The organism is Streptosporangium sp. NPDC002544 (assembly GCF_040295965.1).
Classification (GTDB): domain Bacteria; phylum Actinomycetota; class Actinomycetes; order Streptosporangiales; family Streptosporangiaceae; genus Streptosporangium.
The window spans coordinates 58709-84061 of the sequence record NZ_JBEOWJ010000015.1 but is presented as its reverse complement, the minus strand read 5'-3'; the positions used below and the strand labels follow the sequence as shown (position 1 = coordinate 84061).

At 70.3% G+C, this 25353-nt stretch carries 26 protein-coding genes; 13 read left to right on the top strand and 13 right to left on the bottom strand.

Translation table 11 applies throughout. The features are described 5' to 3' along the window. Positions 1-64 precede the first annotated feature (64 nt). The 3 genes from ABT061_RS23175 to ABT061_RS23165 form a co-directional block, all read right to left on the bottom strand. Positions 65-877: an SAM-dependent methyltransferase gene (locus ABT061_RS23175; RefSeq protein WP_350921300.1), complete on the bottom strand. Its 813-nt coding sequence runs from the start codon at positions 875-877 to the stop codon at positions 65-67. Between the two features lie 153 nt (positions 878-1030). Beyond that, positions 1031-1945: a Sco1979 family transcriptional regulator gene (locus ABT061_RS23170; protein WP_350921298.1), complete on the bottom strand. Its 915-nt coding sequence runs from the start codon at positions 1943-1945 to the stop codon at positions 1031-1033. A 148-nt stretch (positions 1946-2093) separates the two neighbouring features. Continuing rightward, positions 2094-2765, bottom strand: coding sequence for a DUF6907 domain-containing protein (locus ABT061_RS23165; RefSeq protein ID WP_350921296.1), 672 nt, complete (start codon positions 2763-2765; stop codon positions 2094-2096). A gap of 327 nt (positions 2766-3092) precedes the next feature. Here ABT061_RS23165 and ABT061_RS23160 point away from each other — a divergent pair, with 327 nt between their 5' ends. Next, positions 3093-3638, top strand: a complete 546-nt coding sequence (locus ABT061_RS23160; protein ID WP_350921294.1) for a PepSY domain-containing protein — start codon at positions 3093-3095, stop codon at positions 3636-3638. 175 nt (positions 3639-3813) lie between these two features. Here the strand turns inward: ABT061_RS23160 and ABT061_RS23155 are convergent, their stop codons facing one another. Then, positions 3814-4476, bottom strand: a complete 663-nt coding sequence (locus tag ABT061_RS23155) for a hypothetical protein (protein WP_350921292.1) — start codon at positions 4474-4476, stop codon at positions 3814-3816. Positions 4477-4601: 125 nt separating this feature from the next. Between ABT061_RS23155 and ABT061_RS23150 the strand changes: the two genes are divergently transcribed. Together ABT061_RS23150 and ABT061_RS23145 are read left to right on the top strand one after the other, a co-directional pair. After that, on the top strand, positions 4602-4814 hold the full coding sequence (locus ABT061_RS23150; protein ID WP_350921289.1) for a hypothetical protein: 213 nt from the start codon (positions 4602-4604) through the stop codon (positions 4812-4814). A 126-nt stretch (positions 4815-4940) separates the two neighbouring features. Next, positions 4941-5213: a hypothetical protein gene (locus ABT061_RS23145; RefSeq protein WP_350921287.1), complete on the top strand. Its 273-nt coding sequence runs from the start codon at positions 4941-4943 to the stop codon at positions 5211-5213. A gap of 214 nt (positions 5214-5427) precedes the next feature. On the opposite strand, the gene ABT061_RS23140 is transcribed toward ABT061_RS23145, so the two are convergent. Further along, on the bottom strand, positions 5428-6048 hold the full coding sequence (locus ABT061_RS23140) for a nucleoside/nucleotide kinase family protein (RefSeq protein ID WP_350921618.1): 621 nt from the start codon (positions 6046-6048) through the stop codon (positions 5428-5430). Between the two features lie 303 nt (positions 6049-6351). Here ABT061_RS23140 and ABT061_RS23135 point away from each other — a divergent pair, with 303 nt between their 5' ends. Beyond that, complete coding sequence (locus ABT061_RS23135) at positions 6352-6744, top strand: isoamylase early set domain-containing protein (protein ID WP_350921284.1); 393 nt, start codon at positions 6352-6354, stop codon at positions 6742-6744. A gap of 147 nt (positions 6745-6891) precedes the next feature. On the opposite strand, the gene ABT061_RS23130 is transcribed toward ABT061_RS23135, so the two are convergent. Beyond that, complete coding sequence (locus ABT061_RS23130; protein ID WP_350921282.1) at positions 6892-8004, bottom strand: acetate/propionate family kinase; 1113 nt, start codon at positions 8002-8004, stop codon at positions 6892-6894. A 207-nt stretch (positions 8005-8211) separates the two neighbouring features. Here ABT061_RS23130 and ABT061_RS23125 point away from each other — a divergent pair, with 207 nt between their 5' ends. Beyond that, positions 8212-8580, top strand: coding sequence for an STAS domain-containing protein (locus tag ABT061_RS23125; RefSeq protein WP_350921280.1), 369 nt, complete (start codon positions 8212-8214; stop codon positions 8578-8580). Positions 8581-8684: 104 nt separating this feature from the next. Here the strand turns inward: ABT061_RS23125 and ABT061_RS23120 are convergent, their stop codons facing one another. Further along, positions 8685-8903, bottom strand: coding sequence for an EF-hand domain-containing protein (locus ABT061_RS23120; RefSeq protein WP_350921277.1), 219 nt, complete (start codon positions 8901-8903; stop codon positions 8685-8687). 247 nt (positions 8904-9150) lie between these two features. Here ABT061_RS23120 and ABT061_RS23115 point away from each other — a divergent pair, with 247 nt between their 5' ends. The 6 genes from ABT061_RS23115 to ABT061_RS23090 all read left to right on the top strand — a co-directional run bounded on the left by ABT061_RS23115 (position 9151) and on the right by ABT061_RS23090 (position 17815). Then, positions 9151-9633, top strand: coding sequence for a GNAT family N-acetyltransferase (locus tag ABT061_RS23115; RefSeq protein ID WP_350921275.1), 483 nt, complete (start codon positions 9151-9153; stop codon positions 9631-9633). 361 nt (positions 9634-9994) lie between these two features. Further along, positions 9995-11023, top strand: a complete 1029-nt coding sequence (locus ABT061_RS23110) for a lytic polysaccharide monooxygenase auxiliary activity family 9 protein (RefSeq protein WP_350921272.1) — start codon at positions 9995-9997, stop codon at positions 11021-11023. 110 nt (positions 11024-11133) lie between these two features. After that, positions 11134-11643: a cellulose binding domain-containing protein gene (locus tag ABT061_RS23105; RefSeq protein ID WP_350921270.1), complete on the top strand. Its 510-nt coding sequence runs from the start codon at positions 11134-11136 to the stop codon at positions 11641-11643. Positions 11644-11985: 342 nt separating this feature from the next. Further along, on the top strand, positions 11986-14355 hold the full coding sequence (locus tag ABT061_RS23100) for a Tex family protein (RefSeq protein WP_350921267.1): 2370 nt from the start codon (positions 11986-11988) through the stop codon (positions 14353-14355). A gap of 608 nt (positions 14356-14963) precedes the next feature. Next, positions 14964-16370, top strand: coding sequence for a ricin-type beta-trefoil lectin domain protein (locus ABT061_RS23095; protein WP_350921266.1), 1407 nt, complete (start codon positions 14964-14966; stop codon positions 16368-16370). 116 nt (positions 16371-16486) lie between these two features. Further along, complete coding sequence (locus tag ABT061_RS23090; protein WP_350921265.1) at positions 16487-17815, top strand: RICIN domain-containing protein; 1329 nt, start codon at positions 16487-16489, stop codon at positions 17813-17815. A 73-nt stretch (positions 17816-17888) separates the two neighbouring features. Here the strand turns inward: ABT061_RS23090 and ABT061_RS23085 are convergent, their stop codons facing one another. The 3 genes from ABT061_RS23085 to ABT061_RS23075 all read right to left on the bottom strand — a co-directional run bounded on the left by ABT061_RS23085 (position 17889) and on the right by ABT061_RS23075 (position 21064). After that, on the bottom strand, positions 17889-19331 hold the full coding sequence (locus ABT061_RS23085; RefSeq protein WP_350921262.1) for a WGR domain-containing protein: 1443 nt from the start codon (positions 19329-19331) through the stop codon (positions 17889-17891). A 175-nt stretch (positions 19332-19506) separates the two neighbouring features. Further along, positions 19507-20130, bottom strand: a complete 624-nt coding sequence (locus ABT061_RS23080) for a DUF998 domain-containing protein (protein ID WP_350921260.1) — start codon at positions 20128-20130, stop codon at positions 19507-19509. A 259-nt stretch (positions 20131-20389) separates the two neighbouring features. Further along, the gene (locus ABT061_RS23075) at positions 20390-21064 is read right to left on the bottom strand and encodes a hypothetical protein (protein WP_350921258.1); all 675 of its coding nucleotides are present in this window, start codon (positions 21062-21064) and stop codon (positions 20390-20392) included. A 109-nt stretch (positions 21065-21173) separates the two neighbouring features. Between ABT061_RS23075 and ABT061_RS23070 the strand changes: the two genes are divergently transcribed. Both ABT061_RS23070 and ABT061_RS23065 read left to right on the top strand, forming a co-directional pair. Beyond that, a complete protein-coding gene (locus ABT061_RS23070; protein WP_350921255.1) occupies positions 21174-22364 on the top strand; it encodes a sensor histidine kinase in 1191 nt (396 codons plus the stop codon). Positions 22365-22389: 25 nt separating this feature from the next. Then, on the top strand, positions 22390-23031 hold the full coding sequence (locus ABT061_RS23065) for a response regulator (RefSeq protein ID WP_350921253.1): 642 nt from the start codon (positions 22390-22392) through the stop codon (positions 23029-23031). A 2-nt stretch (positions 23032-23033) separates the two neighbouring features. On the opposite strand, the gene ABT061_RS23060 is transcribed toward ABT061_RS23065, so the two are convergent. Genes ABT061_RS23060 through ABT061_RS23050 form a run of 3 tightly spaced genes read right to left on the bottom strand, consistent with a single transcriptional unit; the run spans position 23034 to position 25329 of the window. Then, positions 23034-23477, bottom strand: coding sequence for a peptidase associated/transthyretin-like domain-containing protein (locus ABT061_RS23060; RefSeq protein ID WP_350921250.1), 444 nt, complete (start codon positions 23475-23477; stop codon positions 23034-23036). After that, complete coding sequence (gene pcaH, locus ABT061_RS23055) at positions 23477-24157, bottom strand: protocatechuate 3,4-dioxygenase subunit beta (RefSeq protein WP_350921248.1); 681 nt, start codon at positions 24155-24157, stop codon at positions 23477-23479. Before pcaH ends, ABT061_RS23060 begins: the two co-directional genes overlap by 1 nt. After that, complete coding sequence (locus tag ABT061_RS23050) at positions 24154-25329, bottom strand: 4-hydroxybenzoate 3-monooxygenase (RefSeq protein WP_350921245.1); 1176 nt, start codon at positions 25327-25329, stop codon at positions 24154-24156. Before ABT061_RS23050 ends, pcaH begins: the two co-directional genes overlap by 4 nt. Positions 25330-25353 lie beyond the last annotated feature (24 nt).

Here is a 25353-nt window from a genome sequence, read left to right as displayed (position 1 = left end):
GACCACCGCTCCCGGATGAGGAGCATGGCGACCCGCGCGGGAGCGGGACGGTACGGGGCGCCGGTCAGGGAACCCGGCCGACGGCTCCCACCGTGATGGCGCCGGCTCCCGGCGGGATGACGACGTCGCTGGGGTCGGGCCGCCAGTCGTAGACGGGCACCAGACCGGGTTCGAGGATCTCCAGCCCGTCGAACAGTTCGCGGATCTGGGTGAGGGTGCGGGGGAAGACACCGCCCGCGGTGGTCGTGCCGTAGACACCACGGCCCTGGCGGACCTGCTCCTCGCTGAGGTCGCCGGAGGTGACGTGGGAGATCACCACGTGGCTGCCCGAGGCCAGCCGCCGCCCGAAGGAGGTGGCGATGTCGGCGGCCTCCTTGTCATCCGCGACGAAGTGCAGGATGGAGACCATGAGGACGGCGACCGGCTGGTCGAAGTCGATGCGCTCGCGGACCTCGGGGTGATCCAGGATCGCATCCGGCTCCCGCAGGTCCCCGGAGATCACGGTGGTCTGCGGGTTGTCGGCGAGCAGCGCGCGGGCGTGCACGAGCACGATGGGATCGTTGTCGACGTAGACGATCCGGGAGTCGGGCGCCTCGCGCAGGACGACCTGGTGCACGTTCTCCTGCGTCGGCAGGCCGGTGCCGATGTCGATGAACTGGCGGACCCCCGCGGCGGCGAGATGCCGCACGGTGCGCCCGAGGAAGGCGCGGTTTGAACGCGCCACGTCCTTCACGTTGGGGACAAACTCCACGATCCTGTCACCGGCCGCCCGGTCGGAGGCGAAGTTGTCCTTGCCTCCCAGGTAGTAGTCGTACATACGGGCCACACTCGGGACCGTGGGGTCGATTCCCGCTGGGGCCTGCTCGCGCTCAGTCATATCCTCGCCTTCACCACTCTTTCCCGGCATGCTAGACGAGCAGCGGGCATTTCAGATCATGAAACGACATATCATCTGATCGACAATTAGGACGGCCCCAAACTCTCGGGCAGCGCATCCCCCCGGAACCCACCGGCGAACGGCCCTCCCGGATCAGCCCGAGAGCTCCTCGCGAAGGTCCTCCAGGAACCTCCGGCTCTCGGCGAGGGAGTACGCCTGGATGCACAGGCGGTCCATGACCTGCATGTAGTGGTCGGTCTCGTCGAGCTTGTCCAGGTAGAGGGCGCTGGTGAGCTGTTCCATGTAGACCACGTCGGGCAGGTCCCGCTCGGGGAAGCGCAGGATGGAGAACGGACCGCCCGCCGCGGCGTGGCCGCCCCGGTCGAACGGCATGATCTGCAGCCTGACGTTGGGCAGCTCGACGGCTTCGAGCAGGTGGTCTATCTGGGCGCGCAGCACCTGGGGCCCGCCGATGGGCCGCCGCAGCACGGCCTCGTCCATCACCGCCCAGAGCGTCGGAGCGCCCGGCCTGGTCAGCCGCTGCTGACGGGCCATACGGAGCGAGACCCGGCGGTCGACCTCGCTCGCCGAGGCGCCGCCGTGCACGAGCATGATGACGGCCCGCGCGTATTCGGGGCTCTGCAGGAGGCCGGGGATGAACTGCACCTCGTAGGTCCGGACCGTCGAGGCCGCCTCTTCGAGCCCGACGTAGACCTCGAACCAGTTGGGGAGCAGGTCGCCGTACTTGTGCCACCAGCCGGGCGCGTTGGCCTGACGGGCCAGTGTCAGCAGCGGGGCCCTTTCCTCGGTATCGGTCACCCCGTACATCGTCAGCAGATCCGCGACATCGCGTTCCTTGAAACCGACTCGCCCGAGCTCCAGCCGGCTGATCTTGGCGTGGGAGGCGCGAATGGCATAGCCGGCCTGCTCGCGGGTGATGTTCTTGGCGACGCGCAGCCTCCGCAGCTGGGCACCGAGGAGAATGCGCAGGATGGTGGGGCCGCCACCCCCCGCGTAGGTGAGAACACCGCTCTGCGCGCCGCCGTCCTCGGCGGTCTGTCCGGCCATATCGGCTCCCTGTCGCACCTTCCTACGGTGCCACAGTTTCACATATACGGTGCGAATCTCACAGTCCCGCTTGGCACGTACTTGCGCACGCACTTGCAATCGCGTGTGCATACATCGACAAATATTTCATAAGAGCTCATTTTTCGACTCAGTACCCGTGCCCGAAATCTCGCCGAGGCCACCGGCCCGAGGCGAGGTCGCAGGTGTCGTCGTGCGGGACACCCCGGCCGGCCGCGGTACGGCGGGACAGCATGCCGCGCACGATGTCGCACAGCTCGCTCGTCTCCCTCGGCGACAGCACCCGGCTGAGGCGGCGCTCGACCACTCCCCCGTTCAACGGTCCCGGCGCCTTCGTCACGTTGAGGTAGCCGGACAGGAACGCGATCCGGAACAGCTTCTCCTGCGAGGGCGACTCGGCGGGGACGCGGCCCGTCTCGCCGTCCCGGGGCACCTCCAGCCCACCGAGCAGCAGGTGCGCGGCGGCCCGTTGCAGGGCCAGCCCGTACGTGCGCACGGCCCCGTCGGGGGAGAAGGCGACGATCGAGCGCCCGACGGCCTCGGCCGAGCCGGGCGACAGGTCGGCGATGCCGGTCTCCTCGCCGAGGCGGGTGTAGACGCGCACGACCTGCTCCCCCACGTACCCGGGCTGGAGGTGCTGGGAGAGCGTGACCGTCACCGTGGACCCGTCGGGGTTGTGCACCTCGGCGATGTCGGCCGCGTGGGTGACGTAGGTGGTGGAGTGCGCACGCTCGCACCATGGAGGGCACGGAGTCTCGATGTGGGAGCGAGAAGTCCCGACAGAGGCAGTGAGGTCGTCCATCCCGATCCTTCCAGCGTGGAGATCCGCGTCATCGACGGCGTGCGGGCGCGACGGCGGATCGCGCCCGGCCACGAGCCGGGGACCGCCGCTCGGGTCCGTGCTCGTGCCGGTCGGTTTCGAGGTCGCTTTCACCCACAGGTACGCGGGGCCGGCGCGCCGGGTTCAGCCCGGCCCAGGTGATCGGCACGACCTGCCGGCCCGCGAGGGACTCGGCCTGCTCTCCCTCTCGGCGGGCGAAACCATCCGCTGAACCGACCGGCGGACCTTAACCTGCTTTTAGGGTTGGCGCAGCGTGGCGCTAATGGGGCACCCGGCAAGCTCGGGGACATGCGAAACACTACGAAACTCACCATCGCCGCCACCGGACTCCTCGCCGTCATCGCCGGAGGTGGCGCGGTCGCCTCCGCCGGAACCACGACGCCCACCCCGGCCCCCAGCGGCACGGCGACGACTCCCGCGCCGGTGAATCCGACGCCCGACGCCGAGAGCACCCCCGCGCCCGGCGAGGCGGAGGCCGAGATCTCGCGGGACGAGGCCGTCAGGATCGCTCAGGAGAAGGTGCCCGGCGCCAAGCTCGTCAAGGTCGAGTTCGACGGCGACGAGACTCCCGCCAACTGGGAGGTCGAGCTCCGCGAAGGCGATGTCGAGCACGACTTCGACGTCGACGCCGCCACCGGCGCGATCCTGGAGCAGGACCGGGAGGCCGTGGACGACGACACCGACGACAGCGCCTCCGACGGCAGGGACGACCACGGCAACCGGGATGACAGGGACGACAGGGACGACAGGGACGACCACGAAGACCGGGACGACCACGGCGACCGGGATCACCACGACGACCGGGACGACCACCACGACCGGGACGATGACTGACCACCTGACCGGCGTGAGGAGCCCGTGACGCCCCTGTGCCACGGGCTCCCCTGCCGAACCGGCTACTCCTCCCCGGACCGCGGGGCGCGGTCCCCGGCACCCCGCACGACCTCCTCGGCGGCACCTTCCCGGACGTACCCCCTGCCCGTGAGAACGGCCGCGGAGGACGCGGCCGTCAGCGCCGCCGCACCCGGTAGGCCAGCGCCGCGAAGGCGGTGACCCCCAGGAGCCCCGCGACCAGATACGAGGGCCGCCACCAGGAGCCGCCCTCCACGACCGCCACGGTGGTCACATCGCCGGGTGCACCCCCCGCGGGCGCCGCCGCCGGGGTGGCGACGGGCGTGGCGGAAGCGCTGGAGGCGGCATCGCCCAGAGGGACGGCCGGCGGCCGGATCGCCCCCCAGTGCTCCTGCGGCGGCTGGGCGGCGATCGACTGCCTGAACTCACTGGGAACCGGGGCGATCTCCAGCCCTCCCGGCACGGTGAGGGTGCCGATCCGGTAGGGCGCGAACCAGCCCTGGACGGCCTCCACCTCCCACGTTCCCTCGGGCAGCGAGATCGCGGTGGCGTAGTGGGCGGGCTCCTTCAACTCCACTCCGACAAACTTGAGGCTTTTCTTCCCGTCGGTGAACTTCAGCGCGACCTCGCCCAGGTCTTCGCCCAGGTACGGGTGGGTGCCGTGCTGGAGCAGCCAGAAGCCGAGCGTGTACGTCGTGTCCGGGTCCGTCTTCGTGGGAACCGGGTCCATCACGGTGATCGCCCAGCCTCCGGCCCGCGCCGGTGCGGCCAGGGCCAGCAGAGGGACGATGAACGCCAGGAGGATAAGGATTCGTCTCATGCGGGAGGTACACCGGCCGGGCCGGTCAGGTTCCCGTCACCGGGCGGGTGCGAGGCCGGATCGGCGGGCACGGCGAGACGGCCACGGCCGGGAGTCGAGGCCGAAAGCAGGGGTATGGACAGCAGATGAGCCTTCAGGAAGAACTGCGGCAGGTCGAAGAGGATCTGGAGAGACTGCGTAACGAGGTCGCCGAGATACGCAGGCAGGTCGGAGAGCTCGGCCCCACCGACTCCGTCGAACGATCAATGATGATCAACCAGGCCGACGAGCAGGAGATCCTCGTCAGCGAGCTCGACGCCAGGCGCGAAGACCTCCTCAAGCGCCTCGGCAAGGAGTGAACGGGACCACCGGCACCAAGAGGCCCCTACCTGCGGTTCGTCACATTCGGTTATCTATGATTTCCCAGGGTAACCATAACAGCGAACCACCATCAGGGGGATGAAATGATCAGTACGCTTCACAAAATGGGCGTGAAGTCCAACGCGATGTACATCGCCGGAATCGCCTCGGTCGGCCTGTCCTTCGCGGCGTGGCTGGCATCGAATTCGGCGGAGAAGGCAGGCATCGACCGGGCGGACCGGTGGGGGATCTTCATCGGTGAGTGGGCACCCACCTTCTTCGGGATGGGGATCGCGCTGCGCATGGAGGAGGCCCGCGACGAGATGCGGCCACAGGAGCAGGAGATGCTCCACGGCACGTACGCCGAGGGCAGAATGCCCTCGCGCGCGGGTGTCTAGGCCCTGTCTCGCGGATCCTGCTCTGGCGAGGATCGGTCAGGTGGCGCCTCGCGAGGCGGAGAAGGGAGCCGCGGCGGGCCGCGGTGACCGACGGCAACGCGGCGAGGCGCCACCTGACCGTGCCGTTGGATGATCGAAGGCGGGGCGTGTCCACCGGGACGCACCCCGCCTTCGTGCCCGGCCCGCATTCCCGCTCCGCCCGCCGGAAGGCGGGTCACGGCGCTGTGACCAGGGCCGGATGTCTCGGGTCGTCGACGCGGACGACCATGTCGGCGACCCGCGCCGGCGCGACCTCCGCCTCGTAGCGCGCGTAGGCGGGCAGCGTCCAGCGCTCCTCGTCCGGGGTGCGCCGGGCGAGCGCGCCCGGCGAGAGCCTCAGGTGCACGGTCAGGTCGAACGGCAGCCCCCTGCCCAGCAGCAGCGGACCGGCCAGCAGCAGCACCCCACCTGGGGGGACGGTGACATAGGGCGCGCGGGTGGCCCGATCGATCGTGCTGTCCCACAGCGTGGGCAGCACCTTCCCCGACCGGCCGGGAGCGAGCGGCCCCAGAACCTCGCGGACCAGCCCTTTGTAGTCGAACCAGTCGGTGTAGAAGGAGTCAGGATCGGTCCTGCCGTACTCGAAACGGAGCGAGGCCGGGCGCAGGAAGTCGGCGGAGAGGACACGGAGCACCTCCCGGCCGCGGAGCCGGAGCGGGTCGACCAGCTCGTCGGCGAGATCCCCGGGCCGCGCCGCCGGCGCTCCGTCGAGCGCGACGCGCACCCAGGAGTCGCGGGGCTCCGCGTCCACCCGGTCCGCTACTTCCTCCACCAGCGACGACGGGGAGATCGGCATTATGTCCACTCCACCATCCTGGCCGACACCCGACCTGTCTCCGACCGTGGATCGGCCGACCGCCATGCTCGGGTCAAGGTCGGACGTGATGCCGATCAAAAGTCGGTCTGCCCGGGTTGTCCCGCCGCTACGGGCGGTAACGATCCATATGGGATCGACGGTTCGGCCGTGACTGAGCGTCGGCCTCCCGGTCGCGTCACGTCCCTGTCGGCGCGACCCGGTAGTTGGCGTGATCTTCACGTCTTTCCGCAACCGAGATCACGGCACGTTACGCACGGAGACAGTGATGTCAGGAGGATTTCAGTGATCAAGCGCGGTAAGCCGACCAAGAACGGCCAGGTCAAGCTGACTTTCACCATAGCGGAGGGCCCGGCCAGGGGAGGGGTTTCACTGGTCGGCGACTTCAACGGCTGGGACCCCTACGCCCACCCCATGCAACGCAAGGAGAACGGCACCTACCAGGTAAGCCTGACCGTCCCCGCACGGCAGCCCATCCGTTTCCGCTATCTCGCGGACGGCGGCGTGTGGTTCGACGACGCCGACGCCGATCACCACGACGAGCACGGCGGCCGGATCAACCCGGTGGACGTCCAGGAAGCGCCGGAGGGAATCACCTCGGCGCCCAGCGTCGGCAAGCCGATGCGGCAGACGCTCACGGCGGGGCCGCCGGTCACGAACTCGGTATCCGCCTCGTAAGGTCTGGCAACCACGCATGAAACGGAGTCCCGTTCGCGGGACATGCCGTTGCGCCGTCTCCGCGATCATCGGGGCGACCTGCCCCTTCCCGTCCCCGCGAGGGCGTGAAAAGGCAGGCTGCCCCGCCCGCGGACGGTGACCGGGTTCTCACTGATGACCGCCGAGCACGCCGAGGGTGTCGCGGGCGAGTTGAAGCTCCTCTCTCGGACGGATCCCCAGCACGGGCACGGGTACGCCGGGTGCGCTGACCATCCCGTCGACGTCGAGGTCTGTGCGGACGGGCGGCTCGATCCCGAGCAGCGCGAGCCCGCGGCAGACGGCTTCGCGGACCTCCGGCTGATCCCAGCCGATCTCCCCGGTGAAGACGAGCGCGTCCAGCCGGTCCAGGCTCGTCGCGGCCGCGGCGATCTCCCGGCTCACCCGGTACGCGAACACCTCCAGGGCCAGGGCCGCGGCGGGGGCGCCGGAGGCGACCAGTTCCCGGGTGTCGCCCGACTCCCCGTCCGAGAGTCCGAGCAGTCCCGACCGGTGTTCCAGGCCGTCGCGCAGCTCGTCGAGCGTGAGCCGGGAACCGGACAGCAGCCAGAGCAGCATGCCGGGGTCGACGCTCCCCGAACGCGTGCTCATCGGCACCCCCTCCAGCGGGGTGAACCCCATCGAGGTGTCCACGCTGCGGCCCTCGCGGACCGCGCACACCGAGGAGCCCCCGCCGAGATGGGTCAGGACGACCTGGAGTGCGCGAACGGGCCGGTCAAGCAGTTCCGCGGCCCGCCCCAGCGCCCAGGCGTAGGACAGACCGTGGAAGCCGTAGCGGCGCAGGCCGTACCGGCTCCTCCACCGCGCGGGCAGCGCGTAGGTGACGGCGCGGTCCGGAAGCGCGGCGTGGAAGGCGGTGTCGGGGCAGAGCACGTGCGGAAGGCCGGGCAGCCGGCGCCGGGCGGCCTCGACGAGTGCGAGCGCGGGCGGCACGTGCAGCGGGGCAAGGTCCGCGTACTCTCCTACCGCGTCCAGCACGTCGTCATCGACGACCGTCGGCTTCCGTACGGCCTCACCGCCGTGTACCAGCCGGTGGCCGACCGCGGCGAGGTCGCCGTCCGGGACGTCGGCGATGAAGTCCCCGATCGTCCGCTCCGCCGACCCGGGATCGGGACTCCGCTCGCTGTGCTCGGTGCGCAGGACCTCGCCGTCGCGGACGAGGTGAAGCTGGAGGCTCGATGATCCCGCGTTGACCGTGAGCACTGCCAGGCCTGTGGTTCCCATTTTCCGGGCCTGCCCGGAGGCGGAACGGGCAAACGGCGTCTCCCCGAGCGGGTCCGCTTCGCGTCGGGCGCCGTCCCGACATCCGGCGGTTCACGGTCACCCGTTGAACTGTCACAAGCCACGGGCGTACGGTGGTGCCGATGGCACCAGTCCTTGCACGGCTCCCGACAGGGCGCTGTCTCCAACTGCCGTAGACAGCGGGGCGATATGACTCGGCTTTCCGTCACCGTGGACGCGCGTCCGCAGTTCTCCGTAGTGACCCTGATCGGCGATCTGGACAAATCATCGGCTCCCCTGCTTGAGGAGAGGCTCGCGGAGTTCATGAGGCGGGGCCATGTCTGCCTGGTCGTCGACACGACGGAGCTGGAATTCTGCGATTCCACGGGCATCTGGGTGCTGCTGACGAGCCTGCGGCGCGCCTACGAGCGGAAGGGCTGGCTGCGCCTCGTCGGCGTGCACGGATTCCTCGGCCGCCTGCTCGATCTGACCAAACTGCGAGACGCGTTTCCCATCGCCTCCACGGTCGAGGAGTCGGTGCGCGAACTCTCCGGTGAGAGCGTCATCGCCTCACGTTGATTCCCGGCGGCCCTCCGGCGATCGGCCCCGCGGCGGGATCGTGAGCCGGACCGCGGACACGGCTGCCGGACACGCCCGCTCCCCGAGGAGAGCGGGCGGGCGGATCAGCCGCGGGAGACCAGGCGGACGAACTCCTCGAACGAGAAGCGGCCGTCGCCGTCGGAGTCGCCGTCCCGGTTCAGCGACCCGATGGCCTCCGCGGGCAGGTCGGGGAAGTGCCCGCTGAACTCCGCCTCCGTGATGAATCCGTCACCGTCGGCGTCGATGGCCGCGAACGCCTGCCTGAGTTCCGCCAACCGCTCCCCCGTGGGCTCTGTCGACATGGTGACCCGCCTCTCTCAACGACCCGCACTTCGATCAGCAGCCAACTTACGGGAGGAGCCACCCGCACAGCTACACCGCGATATATGTCATGTTTTATTACTAAAAATCCGCTTTGCTGGCGCGGTCCCCCGTACCCCGCGCCTACCGCACCCGAGAGCCCGACGTGACCCGCGACTACACCTCTGACCTGCGGCGACAGGCAGTCTCCGGGTAACGCCCGCCTTTGATCGTCAGTAGACTGCAAGCATGATTCGCCCCGCAACACCGGATGACATTCCGACGATCATCGACATGATCCACGGCCTCGCGGAGTACGAGAAGGCGCCGGATCAGGTCAAGAACACCCCGGACCTGCTCCGTGAGGCGCTCTTCGGCCCCTCCCCCAGCGTGTTCTGCCACATGGCCACCGACGGGGACAGCACCACGGGGTTCGCGATCTGGTTCGTCTCCTACTCGACCTGGACCGGCACGCACGGGGTCTACCTCGAAGATCTCTTCGTCCGCCCCGAGCACCGGCGTGGCGGGTACGGCAGGGAACTGCTCACCGAACTGGCCCGCATCTGCGTGGAGCGCGGCTACGACCGGTTCGAGTGGTCGGTGCTCGACTGGAACGCCCCCGCCATCGACTTCTACCGGTCGCTCGGCGCGGAACCACAGGACGAGTGGGAGAGGTACCGGCTCGCGGGCCCCGCGCTCGAGAAGCTCGCCGCGACGGAGAGAAAGCAGTAGTCACACCGGGTCCGCCCTCGCCGCCAAGACCGGCCGGAACACCGTTCCGGCCGGTCTTGGCGTTTTCCGCATGGCATTCCCCGCACCATCCGGAAGCCCTCGCGCGAAAACCGCACCGGAACACGCTCAGGCTGTGAACCTTTCATCTCGCAAAACCGCCCTCCACCCCTCCGACCTGCTGCGACAGCCTGTCATCGGATAACGGGAAAGGCACTCCATTTACACCCCTGGACCGACGACCTAGAGTCCGTCTCGCGTGAGCGCCTCACCGCCATTGATCAACTACTCGTCATCCCTCGAAAGGGAGGGTAATTCTGTGAGTAAATGGCGAAGTATGGCTGTCGCCAGTGTGGCCACATTAATGACCGCACTGCTCGCCGTCGTCCTCATTCCCCAGTCGGCCTCGGCGCACGGCGCCATGATGACGCCTGGCAGCCGGACCTTTTTCTGCTGGCAGGACGGCCTCTCCCCGCAGGGGAACATCGTCCCCATCAACCCGGCCTGCTCGGCGGCGGTGGCCCAGAGCGGAGCCAACTCGCTCTACAACTGGTTCAGCGTGCTGCGGTCCGACGGTGCCGGGCGGACCCAGGGGTTCATCCCGGACGGTCAGGCGTGCAGCGGCGGCAACCCCGGCTACAGCGGGTACGACCTGCCGAGCGCCGACTGGCCGGTGACGCACCTGACCTCGGGCGCGTCGATCCAGTTCAAGTACAACAAGTGGGCCGCCCACCCCGGCTGGTTCTACCTCTACATCACCAAGGACGGCTGGAACCCCAACCGGGCACTGACCTGGGGTGACCTGGAGAGCACGCCCTTCCACACGGCCGACCACCCGCAGAGCGTCGGCTCACCGGGTACCAACGACGCCCACTACTACTGGAACGCCACGCTGCCCTCGAACAAGACGGGCCGCCACATCATCTACTCGGTGTGGAAGCGCTCCGACTCGGCCGAGACGTTCTACAACTGCTCCGACGTGGTCTTCGACGGTGGCAACGGCGAGGTGACCGGCGTGGGCCGGCCGGGCACCAACCCGACCCCCAGCCCGACACCGACCGTGACGCCGACCGTGACGCCGACGCCCGGCCCCGGCGGGTCGTGCAGCGCCTCCTACAAGACCATCAACTCCTGGTCGGGCGGCTTCCAGGCCGAGGTGACCGTGAGCAACCCGGGTTCCGCCGCCATCAACGGCTGGACCGCGAAGTGGACGCTCGGCAGCGGCAGTGCCATAAACAGCCTGTGGAACGGCACGTACACCACATCGGGGTCCGCGGTCACGGCCAAGAACGCCGACTGGAACCGGACGATAGCGGCCGGAGGCTCGACCACCTTCGGGTTCACCGCCTCGGGCACCAGCGGCTCCCCGACCGTCACCTGTACCAGCCCATAACGGGACGTGGTCCCGCCGGTGCCCGACGGGCGCCGGCGGGACCACGCGCGTTTCCCCGTCTCACCCCGCCATGTCCGTACCGGGCCCGTGTCCTCGCGGAAGGGATTCCCGTGCCGCCCACCACGAAGATCGCGCAACTGCTGGGTCTCGTCTCGCTCGGCGCGGCGGTGGCCCTGATCGCGGTGGCCTGCGCAGGCCGGGCACCGGAGGGCGGGCACACCGCGGCGCACCTCCCCTCCCCGCTCCCCCCTCAGACCACCTCGGCGCCACCGCCTTCCCCGGCCGTCCAGCGAGACACCTCGGCCGCGCTCCCGGCCGCGGCGAAGTGCCGGGCGACGGTCACCCTGGTGGAGTCGTGGCCCGGCGGCTACCGGGGCGCCGCGACGATCACCAACGACGGTGAGCAGCCGCTGGGCGGCTGGTACATCCAGTGGATGCTGCCGCAGGGGGCGACCCTCACCCAGGCGTGGAACGGCACCCACATGCAGAGCGGCCCCGTCGCGATGATCCACGCCTTGGGCGACAGGCCGCCGCTGCGGCCGGGAGCGACCGCCACCGACATCGGCTTCGTGGGAGCCGCCGCCACCCCCCCGACCTTCACCGAGATCACCTGCGGTTAGCGGCACCCCGGGGCGGGCGCCCGTTCCCGGTCGGCTGAGGCCGAACGCGTCCGCGAGCGTCCCCACCCGGTCCTCGAACCGGTGGCGATCGGCTCCTTCGCCATGCCCCTCGCGCTGGGCGGCGGTGCGCGGATCACCGGCGGCGGGCTCCACCTCAGCGGCACCGGCACCGCGGCGTGCCGGGGGTCCGTGTGACCTCACCCTGGAGCTCCGCGCGCGGCTGGACAGCGACGTGGTGCGCGGTTCTTTTCCGGCTCCCGCGTGATTCCCGCCTCCGGCTCTCCGACCCGCCGGGGAGGTGAGGCGGTAGCTTGGGACCGCCATCAAGAAGGAAGAGAGATCGTGACCACGTCTATTCATCAGCGGATCGCCGAAGAGCTGGGTGTGCGCGAGCGACAGGTGCAGGCGGCGGTGGACCTGCTCGACGGCGGCGCCACCGTGCCGTTCATCGCCCGCTACCGCAAGGAAGCCACCGAGATGCTCGACGACACGCAGCTGCGCACTCTGGAGGAGAGGCTGCGCTATCTGCGAGAGCTGGAGGAGCGGCGCACCGCGATCCTGGAATCGATCGAAGGCCAGGGCAAGCTCGACGACGCCCTGCGGGCACAGATCATGGCGGCCGATTCCAAGGCCCGCCTGGAGGACATCTACCTTCCCTACAAGCCCAAGCGGCGGACCAAGGCGCAGATCGCCAGGGAGGCGGGGCTCGAACCGCTCGCCGACGGCCTGCTGGCGGACCCGTCGGTCGACCCGCGGGCCGCGGCGGAGGCGTTCGTCGGCGAGGGGGTGGCCGACGCCGCCGCCGCGCTTGACGGTGCCCGCGCGATCCTGGTCGAGCGGTTCGGCGAGGACGCCGACCTGGTCGGCGAGCTGCGCGAGCGGATGTGGACGAAGGGGCGCCTGGTCGCCGCGGTCCGCGAGGGCAAGGAGGCGGAGGGCGCCAAGTTCTCCGACTACTTCGACTTCGCCGAGCCGTTCACCAAGCTGCCCTCGCACCGGATCCTGGCGATGTTCCGGGGGGAGAAGGAGGAGGTCCTCACCCTCACCCTGGAGCCGGAGCCGGAGCCCACCGGCACCTACGAGGGCCGCGTCGCGCACCGCTTCGGCATCGCCGACCAGGGCAGGCCCGCCGACGCGTGGCTGGCCGACACGGTCCGCTGGGCCTGGCGCACCCGCATCCTCGTCCACCTCGGCATCGACCTGCGGACGCGCATGTGGCAGGCCGCCGAGGAGGAGGCGGTCCGGGTGTTCGCCGCGAACCTGCGCGACCTGCTGCTCGCCGCGCCCGCGGGGAGCCGCGCGACCATGGGGCTGGACCCGGGGCTGCGCACCGGCGTGAAGGTCGCGGTGGTCGACGCGACCGGCAAGGTGCTGGCCACCGACACGATCTACCCCCACGAACCGCGCCGCCAGTGGGACCAGTCGCTGGCCACCCTCGCCACGCTGGCGAAGAAGTACGGCGTGGAACTCGTCTCCATCGGCAACGGCACCGCCTCGCGCGAGACCGACAAGCTCGCGGGCGAGCTGGTGAAGCTGGTCCCCGGGCTGACCAAGGTCGTGGTGTCGGAGGCCGGGGCCTCGGTCTACTCCGCCTCGGCGTTCGCCTCGCAGGAGCTGCCCGGCATGGACGTGTCGCTGCGCGGCGCCGTGTCGATCGCCCGGCGGCTCCAGGACCCGCTGGCCGAACTGGTCAAGATCGACCCCAAGTCGATCGGCGTCGGCCAGTACCAGCACGACCTCGCCGAGACCAAGCTCTCCCGCTCCCTCGACGCGGTGGTGGAGGACTGCGTGAACGCGGTCGGCGTCGACGTCAACACCGCATCGGCACCGCTGCTCACCCGGGTGTCGGGCATCGGCTCCGGGCTCGCCGAGAACATCGTCCAGCACCGCGACGCCAACGGCCCGTTCCGTTCCCGCAAGGCGCTGAAGGACGTGGCCAGGCTCGGCCCGAAGGCCTTCGAGCAGTGCGCGGGCTTCCTGCGCATCCGCGGCGGCGACGACCCGCTCGACACCTCCAGCGTGCACCCGGAGTCCTACCCGGTGGTGCGGCGCATCCTGCAGAGCACCGGCGGTGACATCACCACCCTGATCGGCAACGGTACGGTGCTGCGGGCCCTGCGCCCGGCGGAGTTCGTGGACGACACCTTCGGGCTGCCGACCGTCACCGACATCCTCTCCGAGTTGGAGAAGCCGGGCCGTGACCCGCGCCCGGCCTTCAAGACGGCGACCTTCAAGGAGGGCGTGGAGAAGCTCTCCGACCTCACCCCCGGCATGCTGCTGGAGGGCGTGGTCACCAACGTGGCGGCCTTCGGCGCCTTCGTCGACGTCGGCGTGCACCAGGACGGCCTGGTGCACGTGTCGGCGCTGTCGCACAACTTCGTCAAGGACCCGCGCGAGGTGGTCAAGCCCGGTGACATCGTCAGGGTGAAGGTGCTCGACGTCGACATCCCCCGCAAGCGCATCTCGCTCACCCTGCGCCTGGACGACGACGTCAAGCCGTCCGGCCCGCGAGGACCGCGCGACCAGCGCGACCAGCAGGGCGGTGGCGGTGGCGGTCAGCGCCAGGGCGACGGCGGCAGGCAAGGCGGCGGGCAGGGACGCGGCGACCGGCAGCGGCAGGACCGCGGGGGCCGGCAGCGTAACGCGCCGAGCGGCGCGATGGCCGACGCCCTGCGCCGCGCCGGGCTCGACGGCTCCGGCGGTCGCCCCTGATCCGTACCGGATGATCCGGACGGCGGGTGAGAAGCCCTCGGCGCCGGCGGCTTCCGGGCAGGAGGCCGCCGGTGCCGCACGGGACCCCGACGGGGACAGGCCCGGTGGCCTCCGCGAACGGGCCGCCGACGCCGCACGATCCCCGCGCGCGCCGTCAGCGGATCGCGGGCGTTCTGACGGACCCCTCTGACAGGGACCACCCCCTGGAACGGTCCCATCCGCAGGTCGCCGCCTCGCGCCTCCGCACAGATCACAGCGTTTCGCACGGGCGGGCGAATCGGACTGTGCGACTTTTTTTACCTCTTGTATTGACTGGAGAACGAAGTCTGACCTAAGGTCCCGGGCAAGCGAGACCTTGCCTTGAAGGGACCCCCCATGACTCGCTCTCTCCAACGCGGGGCGTTGGCGGATGCGAGGCGCGCCGACCGCTCCCCTTCCGGGCAAGATCTCGCCTCCCCCTGCCGTATCCGTCGCGGCAGGACCTCAGGGCACGCCGAGCGGCGCGCCGCCACACGTCAGGCCCACCGGGTCACGTACGGCCATTCGCAAAAGCACGCTCGTCATGTCCGGCCCCCCGCACGCCCCCCAAGACGGAAGGAAATCCGCGTATGGCCGCCAGACAGTCGCCTCCCCGGCGCCGTCGCACGCCGCTCCCGACCACCCTCGGCGGGATGCTCACCGTCGTCGCCCTCGCCCTCGCCGGTGTGACGGTCGCGTCACCGGCCGCCGCCGCCACCGGGCAGATCACCGGCATCGGCGGCAAGTGCGTCGACGTCGCCGGCGCCAGCAGCGCCAACGGCACCGCGATCCAGCTCTACGACTGCAACGGCACCGCCGCCCAGCAGTGGACCCGTAACGGCGACGGCACCATCAGGGCGCTGGGCAAGTGCCTGGACGTCACCGCCGCCGGCACCGCCAACGGAACGCAGATCCAGCTCTACGACTGCAACGGCACCGCGGCCCAGCAGTGGACCTACAGCGCCGCGAACGACCTGGTGAACCCCGCCGCCAACAAGTGCCTGGACGCCACCGGTCAGTCCAGCGCCAACGGCACCCGCCTGCAGATCTGGGAGTGCAGCGGCAACGCCAACCAGAAGTGGACCGCCCCGAGCGACGGCGGTCCCCCTCCCACGACTCCCCCGGGCAAGATGGCCGGAGCTCCGTACCTCTACATGGGCTGGGGCAACCCGCCGAACCCGGCGACGGTCATGAGTGCCACCGGCGTGAAGTCCTTCACCATGGCGTTCATCCTGTCCGGCGGCGGCTGCACCCCGCGCTGGGACGGCTCCAGGCCGCTGACCGGCGGCGCCGACCAGACCGCGATCAACCAGATCAAGGCCGCGGGCGGCAGCGTCCAGGTCTCCTTCGGCGGCTGGTCGGGCAACAAGCTCGGCCCGAACTGCTCCACCCCGGCCGCCTACGCGGGAGCGGTGCAGCAGGTCATCAACGCGGTCGGCCCGGCGGTCGTCGACTTCGACATCGAGAACAGCGACGAGTTCGAGAACTACACCGTCCAGGACCGCATCCTCAACGGCCTGAAGATCGTCAAGCAGAACAACCCCAACGTCAAGATCGCCGTCACCTTCGGCACCGGGACCGGCGGCCCGAGCGCGGCCGGTATCCGCCTGATCAACCAGGCCAAGGCACTGGCCGTGCCGATCGACAACTACACGATCATGCCGTTCAACTTCGGCGCCTCGAACATCTACAACGCCACGGTCAGTTCCTCCGAGGGCCTGAAGAACGCGCTGAAGGCGGCCAACGGCTGGACCGACGCGCAGGCGTACGCCCGGATGGGCATCTCCGGCATGAACGGCCTGTCCGACCAGAACGAGCTGACCACGGTGGCGGCCTGGACCCAGATCCGCGACTGGGCCAAGTCCAAGGGCCTGACCCGTCTCGCCTACTGGGCGGTCAACCGCGACCGCCCCTGCCCCGGCGGCAACGCGAGCTCCGAGTGCAGCGGCATCGCCCAGCCCAACTGGGAGTTCACCCGCGTCACGGCCGGCTTCTGAGCCCCGACCGGTCCGCCCCGACCGGGAACCGGTGACTTTCCGGTCACCGTCCGGTACGGGGCCACCGGACCATGCCATCTCCCCTCCAGCGGACATCGGCTCGAAAGGAAGTACCGATGATCTCCACCAGCCCGCCCCCCTGCCCACGCCGCACGCGAACCCCGCTCGCGCGAATCGGCGGCCTCCTCGCGGCGATGCTCCTCACCTCCGCCGCCCTCGCCCCCTCCGCCGCGGGCGCCCAGACCGCCACCGTCCAGACCACCGCCCAGACCACCGCCGCCCAGGTCGCCGCGGCTCCCGGCCCCCTCGTCTGGTCCGACGAGTTCAACGCCGCCGCGGGCACCGGCCCCGACGCCGCCAAGTGGCGCCGCGAGGTCGGTGGCGGCGGCTTCGGGAACAACGAGCGGCAGTACTACACGGTCGGCAACGAGAACATCGCCCACGACGGCGCCGGCAACCTGGTCATCACCGCGCGCAAGGGCAACCCCGCCGGGTACGGCTGCTGGTACGGCTCCTGCGAGTACACCTCAGGGAAGCTGACCACCGCCGCGACCTTCACCCGCGCCTACGGCCGCTTCGAGGCGCGGATGAAGCTTCCCCGCGGCAAGGGCATGTGGCCGGCGTTCTGGATGCTGGGTGACAACATCGGATCGGTCGGCTGGCCCGCGAGCGGCGAGATCGACATCATGGAGAACGTCGGCAGCGTGCCGGGACAGGTGCTCGGCAGCCTGCACGGCCCCGGCTACTCGGGGGGCAGCCCGCTGAGCGGCAGCTACACCCTCCCCGGCGGTCAGGCCTTCGCCGACGCCTTCCACACCTTCACCATCGACTGGGAGCCCGGCTCGGTGACCTGGTACGTCGACGGCATCCAGTACTCCAGGAAGACCTCCGCCGACACCCGGGGCAACCCCTGGGTCTACAACCACCCGTTCTTCATGATCCTCAACCTGGCCGTCGGCGGCAACTGGCCCGGCTCGCCCGACGCCTCCACGACCTTCCCCCAGCAGCTGACCATCGACTACGTCCGCGTCTACGCCCAGGGCGGCGGCAACGGCGGCCGTACCGGGCAGATCACCGGCATCGGCGGCAAGTGCGTCGACGTCGCCGGCGCCAACAGCGCCAACGGCACCGCCGTCCAGCTCTACGACTGCAACGGCACCGCCGCCCAGCAGTGGACCCTCGGCACCGACGGCACCATCCGCGCCCTCGGCAAGTGCATGGACGTCACCGCCGCCGGCACCGCCAACGGAACGCAGATCCAGCTCTACGACTGCAACGGCACCGCGGCCCAGCAGTGGACCTACAGCGGGACCCGCGACATCGTGAACCCCGCCTCCAACAAGTGCCTGGACGCCACCGGCCAGTCCAGCGCCAACGGCACCCGCCTGCAGATCTGGGAGTGCAGCGGCAACGCCAACCAGAAGTGGACCGCCCCGGCGGCCTGACCACCCCCGTCATGGGCCGAGCGGTCTCGGCCCATGACGGGCTCCCGGCCGGGGAGCCGGCTTCGCCGCACGGTCAGAGCAGGCGCCTGATGTCGCCGTAGGCCCGGTAGAAACCGCCCCGCTCGGAGAAGCGGACGCCCTCGACGAGATAGCGTGCCCCGGCCTCGCGCACGCCCTTGGGGAACTGCACGTTCCGCCGCGTGTCGTAGCCCTCGCTGACCACCCGTACCCGGAGCCGCTCGCCCTCGCGGAAGCACTCCACCACCACGCCCTCGCCGGTGTGCGAGACCGTGTCGAGCACCACGGTCTCCAGCGCGGTGGTGGGCTCCACCACCGTCAGCCCGGCGGACGCCTTGACGTCGACAGACTCGGGGACGCTGCCCCCCTGGGCCGCCCTGATCGCCTCCTCGGCCACGTCGATGCAGGCCAGGGTGCCGTCGGTGGTCACGATGTAGAGGCGGTCGTCGAGATACTGCATGGAGAAGGCGGAGCCGCAACCGGTGGCCAGCTTCCACAGGCGCTCGCCGCCCTGGTCGAAGCAGTAGATCGAGGAGTGATTGTCACCGGCGAAGACGTAGCGGCCTTCGGGGGCGGTGGCGCAGGAGAAGACCGTGGCGTCACAGCGGTAGACCGCCTGGCTGACGCCGTCCGACTTGCGCAGCCGGTGCACGGCGCCGCGCGAGGTGCCCGCGTAGACCGAACCGGCCTCCTGCCAGCCGAACAGCACCGCGCCGTTGATGGGCGTCTCCCACACCGGTGCCCCGTCCGCGGCGTCATATCGGGCCACCCCGGTGGAGTGTCCGTGGTAGACGGCCTCGTCGTCGCAGCGGACCATCCAGGCCGAGTCGCCCCTGCCCTTGCGCGCCCACTGGAACTCGTCCTCGTGGTCGATCGTGGTGATCCGCCCAGCGCGGTCGGAGACGCCCAGCACACCGTCGTGGATGTCCAGCCAGTAGATGTCGACATCCTCGGCGATCTCGTACGCGACCCTCGGAACCTTGCCGCCGAGGTCGTAGACCTTGCCGTCGTCGGCGCCCGCGTAGATCCAGAAATCGTCGCCGACGATGCACTTGACCCCGTCGGGGAGCCGGAAACGGCCGGTGACGGTGCCGCCGTGGGTGACGGTGTAGACGTCACCGCGCTGGTTGCCGACCCAGCAGCGCTCGGAGTCGACGAAGATGCCGAACGCCGCCGCACCGCTGGCGAAGCGCCAGAGCACCGGTGCCTGGGTGGCGGTGGAACGGGCGCTCTCCACGCTGCGCCTGGTGACCGCGCGGCGCTGGCGCACCCCCTGCACAGCGGGGGCGTAACCCCTGCGGATCTTCTCGTTGATCTTCTTCGCGGCGGCCGCCTCGGCCTTCGCCACGCTGGCGAAGGCCGACGCCTTGGACTGACCGGACTCGCCGATGCGGCCGTACCTGATCGTCACCTGGGTCCCGTCGAGCACCACCTCGTAGAACTTGTGCGAGCTCCCGCCGTCCTCGGACAGCTCCAGGTACGTGCTCCGCGCGGTCATGCTCCACCCTCTCCGTTGATCGACGCTTCCGGAGCGTAGGGCAGCCGTACGACAAATAATGAAAAGTCAGGAAAAGGAGCGGCGAGGGTTACCGATCGGCAGCCGGACCCGTCCGTGTTTCGCGCGCTCCGGCCTCCCCCGGACCGGGAGTAGGTCACCCCGGATCGCGAGGGTGTCAGCCACGAGCGGCCGCTGGGAGCGGGCGGCGGGTACGGCCCCTGGTTCCGGCCATCAGGCCCAGCATGGCCAGCACCGCCACCTCGAAGCCCACCACCAGCCGCTGCGTCACCCCGGCGGGAATGTCCTCGCCCGCCAGGTCCACGCCGACCATCCGCACCACGTACGGGAGGACCACCAGGACCAGCACGCCCAGGGAGGCCAGACTGAGCAGCCGGATCGTGCGGGCGTACGGACCGGCCGCGTGCCGCCTGGCCAGGAGCAGTCCGGCGACCGGCATCGTCAGGAAGGCCACGAACGCCGCGTACCTGTGGATGCCACCGGACATCGACAGCGGCACGCCCGGCTCGTCGGTGGGGAAGGCGCCGATCAGCAACATGCACAGGCCCCAGATTCCGACCAGCAGGGCCGCCGCGCGGTCCTCGCCCCGCCGGGCCAGCATGGCCCCGATGATCGTCGCGGCGGCGGCGAAGAGCGTGAGCGACAGGGGAAGCAACCAGCCGTCCGCCTCGAACGCGTACTCGCTGATCACCGTGTGCACCGGGTCGAGACCGGTGACCACGTGCAGCCCGAGCATCGTGGCCGCCCCGGCGCCGATCGCCGCGTAACCGCCAAAGATCATCGCAGATCCTGTGAACGCCTGACTTCCCATGCCTCAACGATGGCGACGATCAAGATTCCGGAATATCGGAGAGAGCCCCCTGACGTCCCTGAACGGTCCCGTAAGGATCTCGGGGCCAGATGGTGCCGTCCTCCCGGGGACGGTCCCCGCGCCACCTCCCTGACCTGCGCGAAGATCCGCGATGGTAGGGCGGCCCTCATCAGGGTCGCCCTCGGGGTGAGGCCTGCTTCCCGCGGGCACGCCGCCCGTCGAGAAGCGGTCACGCACCGACCGGCGCGCGGGCCGGGTTCCACTCCTCGTCGCTCATCCGGATCATCGCCACGCCCACGGCGCCGAAGACGACCAGCAGGAGAAGCGGGCCCGAGTAGCCGAGCAGCGGGTTCCACAGCCGCGCGCCGACCAGCCAGACCACCAGCCCGACGAACACGCCGGCCGGGAACCACCACCCGGCCCGCCCCGCGCGGGCGTACGCCACGGCCACCAGGACCAGGCCGAGGAAGGAGCCGACCATGCCCGGGATCTGCCAGGCGACGATCAGCGCGGGCTGGGCGGCGTCCTGCAGGATCTTCGTCGCCGTCTCCACGGGGAGCTGCTGGTAGAGCACGATGTCGAAGAAGTCGGAGATCATCAGCGAGGAGAAGTTGATCAGACCGAGCACGGTGACCACCCCGGCCAGGTGGGCGAGGACGACCCCTCTGCGCCGGACGAGGTGAACCATGCCGATCACGCCGGGCACCCAGAGCACCCAGGCGTAGTGCAGGAGCGTCGCACTGACCCCGGTGGCCCCGGGGTTGTCGGCATAGCCGAGGGTGTCCTCGACTCCGAACTCCAGGGGATCGACGATCATGCCCAGCAGCAGGCAGAGGGGGGCGAGGATCAGGCTGACGCCCGCGGCCCCGCGACGGAACGCGTCAGGATTGGCAAGAGTGAACATGGCTCGAAAACTACGTACCGTGCCCCTCACCGTCATCAAGGCCTGCCTTGACCCGCAATCCCCCCGAAGACGGATGTCAACCTCCCTTCCCGCCCCTTAGCCTCACGTCATGCCGCACCCCCCTCCTCCCCGCGTCATGAGCCGCCGTTTCCCGCCCACCGCCGTCGACTGGCTGATCGCGGCGGTCATGGCCGTGTTCGGGCTCGCCGAGGAGCTCAGCGGGCGCACGTCGGCCTTCGACCACGAGCAGTCCCCGTTGTGGCTGGTCGCGGTGATGGCCGCGGCGGCCCTGGTGCTCGTACGGCGCCGTGCCCCGTTCACGGTCCTGACCGTCTACTCGCTGGCGAGCGCGGTGAGCTTCGCGTACTTCGGCGACCTCGCCGCCGCCTGGCAGTTCTACACCCAGCTCATCCTGCTGTTCACCCTGGTCAGCGAGACTTCCCCGCGAGACCCCAAGACCGTGTTCGGGCTCGTGGTCACCGGACTCTTCATCGGGTCGATGATGCTGGCCGTCGACCACCCCTTCGGCCCGGGGGACATGGCGGTGGCCGCGGTGATGGCCTCGATCGCCGGCGGCACGGGCTTCGCCGTGTGGCGGCACCGGCAGGTCGCGGTCCAGGCGCGAGAACGCGGCGAGTTGCTCGCCCGCAAGGCCGTGGCCGAGGAGCGCACCCGGATCGCCCGCGAGCTGCACGACGTGGTCGCCCACAGCGTCAGCGTCATGGTCATGCAGGCCGGCGCGGCCAGGCTGATGCTCCGCCCCGACCAGTTGGTCGAGCGCGAGACGCTGACCGTGGTGGAGGAGGCCGGCCGCGAGGCGGTCGAGGAGCTCCGCCGCATGCTCGGCCTGCTGCGCACCGACTCCGGCGAGGACGGGCTGGCCCCGCAGCCCAGCCTGGCCCGGCTGGAGGACCTGGTGGAGCAGGTACGCGCCGCCGGGCTGGAGGTAGAGCTGACCGTGCAGGGCGAGGCCCGGCCGCTCCCGGCCGGGCTGGAGCTGTCGGCCTACCGGATCATCCAGGAGGCGCTGACCAACACGCTCAAGCACGCGGGCCCGGCACGCGTCACGGTCACCGTCTCCCACCTGCCGCGTACGCTCAGCCTGGAGATCGTCGACGACGGCCCCAGAAACGGCCACACCGGCCCCCAGGGCGCCGGGCACGGCCTGATCGGCATGCGGGAGCGGGTCGCGCTCTTCCACGGGCGGCTCGCCACCGGGCCGCTGCGAGACGGCGGTTACGGCGTCAGTGCCTCGTTCCCGCTGGCGGTGCGGGCCACCGGGGAGGAACCCGCCGGTTGAGCGGGAGACCGTGAAGGAGAGCCGAATGACCATCACCGTCGTACTGGCCGACGACCAGGCCATGATCCGCCGCGGGCTCCGGCTCATCATCGGCACCCAGCCGGACATCCGGGTGATCGGCGAGGCCGCGGACGGGCGCGAGGCCGTGGAGACAGCCAGGCGTCTCGGGCCCGACCTGGTGCTGCTCGACATCGCGATGCCCCGCATGTCCGGCATCGCCGCGGCCCGCGAGCTCCTGGCCGACCAGGACCCGCCCAAGGTCCTCATCCTGACGACGTACGACACCGACGAGAACCTCGACGAGGCCCTGCGCACGGGGGTGAGCGGCTTCCTGCTCAAGACCTCGCCGCCCGAGCAGCTGTTCACCGCGATCCGCACGGCGGCGCGCGGCCTGGGCACCCTGGACCCCGCCGTCACCGCCCGGGTCATGGCGGGCTATGTGGGCACCTCTCCCCTCCCGCCGACCGTCACCCAGCGGGAGCGGGAGGTCCTCACCCTGATCGGCCGCGGCCTGAACAACTCGGAGATCGCCGCCACCCTCTTCGTCGCCGAGTCCACGGTCGGCACCCACATCAACCGTCTGCTGGCCAAACTCGCCCTGCGCGACCGCGCCGAGGCGGTCAGGTACGCCTACGAGCACGGTCTGGTCCGCCCCGGCGAACGCTGAGCTCAGTAGGCGAAGAACACCGTCTCGCCGTCACCCTGGAGGCGGACGTCGAACCGGTGGGACCGCTCCCCCTCCGGCGTCGCGACGAGCGTGCTCCGGCGCGACGGGTCCACCTCTGCGGGGAACCGCGCCTCCGCGCTGAGATAGACCCGGGTCCAGACCGGCTTGAGCAGGCCGCGCGCGAAGATCAGCAGGGGGATGTAGCCGTCGGGCCTGGCCGTGCGGAAGCGGTAGGAGCCGTCGGCCCCGGTCTCGCAACGACCGAACAGCCCCGGCTGACAGATCTCCAGCAGCGCGTCGGCCACCGGCTCACCCGCACCGTCCAGCACCCGGCCACGCAGCTCGATCGCGTCCGGATGGTCCTTGGGCACGACGAGGGGCCCCTCGGCGTACGGCAGCGCGTACCCGAAGAACGGGCCCACGGTCTGCGACGGGGTCTGCGACATCACTCCTCCTCAAACGGGGTCGCGCCCAGCACGACGTCCCAGCGGTAGCCGAGCGCCCACTCGGGCTCGGTGACATCCAGGTCGAAGGCGGAGATGAGCCGTTCGCGGTCCTTGGGCTCCGGGACCGACTGGAAGATCGGGTCGTAGGCGAACAGCGGATCGCCGGGGAAGTACATCTGGGTGATCAGACGCTGGCTGAAGGCGGTGCCGAACACCGAGAAGTGGATGTGCGCCGGGCGCCAGGCGTTGGGGTGGTTACGCCAGGGGTAGGACCCCGGCTTGATCGTGACGAACCGGTAGCGGCCCTCGGCGTCGGTCAGGCAGCGGCCGAACCCGGTGAAGTTGGGATCGAGCGGGGCCGGGTGCTGATCCACCGGATGGGCGTACCTGCCGGTGGCGTTCGCCTGCCAGACCTCCAGCAGCGTGTTCGGCACCGCCCGGCCCCGGCTGTCGAGGACCCGGCCCGTGACGATGATGCGCTCGCCGATCGGCTCGCCCGCGTGCTGCCTGGTCAGGTCGTGGTCCAGCGGCCCGACCGGCCGGTGGCCGTAGACCGGGTCGAGCAGCTCCGCCGCCTCGGGATCGAGGGCGGGTCGCACCGGCGGGTACGAGGGGGCGCGGAGCAGGGTGCTGAGATAGCCGGGGGTGAGGTGGTGCGGGTGCGGATCTGTGCGGGTCACGGGCGGGCTCCGAAATCGAAGGGCAGGCCGACGTAGTTCTCCGCGAGCGTGGTCGCGGCGGCCTCTGAGGAGGTGACGTAGTCGAGATGTGAGGTCTGCAGGCGCCGCCCGTAGGGGTCGTCGGCGTCGAAGGTGTGCAGCAGCGTGGTCATCCACCAGGAGAAGTGCTGGGCGCGCCAGACCCGCTTCAGGCAGCTGTCGGAGTAGGCGTCCAGCAGGTCGCTGGAACCCGTCGCGTAGAACTCGGCCAGGGCCGCGGTCAGCAGCCGGACGTCCGCGACCGCCAGGTTGAGCCCCTTGGCTCCGGTGGGCGGCACGATGTGGGCGGCGTCCCCGGCGAGGTAGAGGTTGCCGTGGCGCATGGGCTCGGCGACGAACGAGCGCATCGCCGACATGTCCCTGGAGATGATCGGCCCCTCGGCCAGCGTGAACCCGGGGACCGTCTCCAGGCGTGCCCGCAGCTCGGCCCAGATCCGCTCGTCCGGCCAGTCGTCGAGCGAGGCGTCCGGGGGAACCTGGAGGTAGAAGCGGCTGATCTCCTCAGAACGCATGCTGTGCAGCGCGAAGCCCCGCTCGGTATGGGAGTAGATCAGCTCCTTGGCCGACGGAGGGACCCGCGCGAGGATGCCGAGCCAGGCGAAGGGATAGTCCCGTTGGAAGACCGTCAGGACACCCTCGGGGATCGACCGCCGCGAGACGCCGTGGAAGCCGTCGCACCCGGCGATGACGTCACAGTCGAGGCGTTCCCCCTGGAAGGTGAGGTAGGGGTTCCTCTCCAACGAGTGCAGGGCGACGTCCGGGACGTCGAAGAGAATCTTCCCTCCGTCGGCCAGTCTGCGGGCGACCAGGTCCTTGACGACCTCCTGCTGGCCGTAGACGGTGATGGCCCGGCCGGGAACGAGCTCCTCGAAGGGTATGCGGTGCCCGGCCCCGCCGTACCGCAGCTCGATGCCGTGGTGCGGCAGCCCCTCGGCGCGCATCCGGTCGCCGACGCCCGCCTCGCTGAGCACGTCCACCGTGCCCTGCTCCAGCACCCCGGCCCGCACCCGCTGCTCGATGTAGTGCCTGCTCCGTGCCTCAAGGACCACCGAGTCGATGCCCCGCAGGTGGAGCAGATGGGAGAGGAGCAGCCCGGCGGGGCCCGCTCCGATGATCCCGACCTGAGTTCGCATGCGTCGAGCATTCCGCACCGTCCA